The organism is Pengzhenrongella sp., assembly GCF_036565025.1.
In the GTDB taxonomy this organism is placed as follows: domain Bacteria; phylum Actinomycetota; class Actinomycetes; order Actinomycetales; family Cellulomonadaceae; genus Pengzhenrongella.
In genome coordinates this window covers 1-2,543 of the sequence record NZ_DATCNW010000241.1, presented here as the reverse complement: position 1 = coordinate 2,543, position 2,543 = coordinate 1, and the positions used below count along the sequence as shown (strand labels likewise).

Annotated in this window: 2 protein-coding genes; both read left to right on the top strand. The window is 75.9% G+C overall.

Going from position 1 to position 2,543, the window contains the following annotated elements; translation table 11 throughout:
• A partial coding sequence (locus VIM26_RS14185; protein ID WP_331952261.1) for an ATP-binding cassette domain-containing protein occupies positions 1-541 on the top strand: 541 nt, incomplete at its 5' end.
• A gap of 15 nt (positions 542-556) precedes the next feature.
• Positions 557-2,543 (top strand): dynamin family protein (locus VIM26_RS14180; RefSeq protein ID WP_331952259.1); only part of this gene is annotated, 1,987 nt, incomplete at its 3' end.

Sequence of the window (2,543 nt, the reverse complement as noted above, 5' to 3'; positions counted from 1 at the left end):
GGTCGGGGAGACCGTCAAGGTCTCCTACGTCGACCAGGACCGCGGCGGCATCGACCCCGAGAAGACCCTGTTCGAGGTGGTCTCCGACGGGCTCGACTACATCAAGGTCGGCAACGTCGAGATGCCGTCCCGCGCGTACGTGGCGGCCTTCGGGTTCAAAGGGCCGGACCAGCAGAAGAAGGCCGGCGTGCTGTCCGGTGGTGAGCGCAACCGTCTCAACCTCGCGCTCACGCTCAAGCTCGGCGGGAACCTCCTGCTGCTCGACGAGCCCACCAACGACCTCGACGTGGAGACGCTCGGCTCGCTCGAGAACGCGCTGCTCGAGTTCCCCGGCTGCGCTGTGGTCACCTCGCACGACCGGTGGTTCCTGGACCGCGTCGTGACGCACATCCTCGCGTACGAGGGCACCGAGGAGAACCCCGCGAACTGGTACTGGTTCGAGGGGAACTTCGCGTCGTACGAGGAGAACAAGATCGAGCGCCTCGGTCCGGATGCCGCTCGACCGCACCGGGTCACCTACCGCAAGCTCACGCGCGACTGACGTCGCGGGAGCTCGGTGACACGCGACGAGGGAACGGGGCCGGAACCTGCGGCCGCGTCCCTCGTCGCTGCCCTCGTCGGCCTGCGGGCCGCGGTGGGCGAGGTCCGGCTCGCCCTCGACCTGCCCGACGCCGCGCGCGCCCGGGTCGAGCGCGCGCGGATGCTCGACCAGCTCGAGGACTACCTGCTGCCCCGGGTGCGGGCGGTCGGGGCGCCGCTGCTGGTCGTCGTCGGCGGTTCGACCGGGGCCGGCAAGTCGACCCTGGTCAACTCCCTGCTCGGTGAGGTCGTCACCGCGGCGGGGGTGCTGCGCCCGACGACGCGGGCACCCGTCCTGGTGCACCACCCGCTCGATGCGCACTGGTTCCGCGCGGACCGCGTGCTGCCGGGGCTGCCCCGGGTCACGGACTCGGCCGCGCTCGCCGCGCTCGATGCGTCGGCCGCGCCCGGTGCGACCGCGGACGCCGGGGATTCGCGCGCGCTACGTCTGGTCGCCTCGGACGCCGTGCCGCCCGGTCTGGCGCTGCTCGACGCTCCGGACATCGACTCCGTGGTCCGGGAGAACCGGCGACTGGCCACGCAGCTGCTCGGCGCGGCCGACCTGTGGCTGTTCGTCACGACCGCCGCGCGCTACGCCGACGCGGTTCCGTGGGAGCTGCTGGAGATCGCCGCCGCGCGCCGTGCCGAGATCGCGCTCGTGCTCGACCGGGTGGACCCCGGGGACGAGGGCCCGGTCCGGGCGCACCTGACCCAGCTGCTCGCCGAGCACGGGCTGGGCGGGGCACCCGTCCTGGTGGTCCCGGAGGCCCCGCGCGAGGCCGGGCTGCTGCCGGCGCCCGCGGTCGCACCCGTCGCCGACTGGCTGACCGCCCTCGGCGGGGACCCCGCCGCGAGGAGCGCCGCCATCGTACGGACCCGCGATGGGGCGACCGCCGACGTGCTCGCACGCTGCGCGAGCCTCGCGGACTGCGCGGATGGGCAGCGCCGCGCCGACCGTGCGCTGCGGGCGATGGTCGCCGGCCCGTACGGCGACGCGCAGCACGCGGTGCAGCACGCGACCTCGGACGGCACGCTGCTGCGGGGCGAGGTGCTCGCGCGCTGGCAGGACGTGGTCGGCACCGGGGAGTTCCTGCGCGCGGTCCAGGTCCGGGTCGGTTCGCTGCGGGACCGGCTCGTCGCGGCCGTCACGGGGCGGCGGGCTGCGGAGCCCGAGCTGTCGGCCGCCATCGGGCACGGGCTCGAGGCCGTGGTGCTGGACGCTGCCGAGCAGGCCGCGGAACGGGCGCACGCCGCGTGGCGCGCGGACCCGGCCGGGGCGAGGCTGCTCGTGGGGCTCGAGCTCGCGCGCGGCTCTGCCGACCTGCGCGGGCAGGTTGCGGCCGAGATCCGGGCGTGGCAGGCCGACGTGCTCGACCTCGTGAGCGAACAGGGCGCGGGCAAGCGTGCGGCCGCGCGGGCGATCTCGTTCGGGATCAACGGGCTCGGCGCCGCGCTCATGGTTGCCGTCTTCGCCTCGACCGGCGGGTTGACCGGGGCCGAGGTCGGGATCGCGGGTGGCTCGGCGCTGCTGGCCCAGCGCGTCCTCGAGGCCGTCTTCGGCGACGACGCGGTGCGGCAGCTGACGCGGACCGCGGCGATGCGGCTGTCCGCACGCATCGACGGCGTGCTCGCGGGGCAGGCCGCGAGATACACCGTCCAGCTCGACGCGCTCGGCACGGCCGAGGCGAGCGGGCAAGGGCTGCGAGCGGCCGCCGACCGGGTGCGCGCCGAGCTCGAACGGGTGCGGATCGAGGCCGCGGCCGCCGAGCAGCCCGCACCGAGCGGCGCCGACGGACCCGTGGTTCGCCGGGTCGGTGCGCTGCGCGGTTCGGGCCTGGCGCGCGATGCCGAGGCCGGAACCGGTGCCCCGCGCGGCGCCGGCACGCGCTCCGCCCCCGCCTCCCCGGACGTCCCCACGGGCGGGTTGCGCGCCTGGTGGCGACGGCGCCGGCACGGATCGGGGG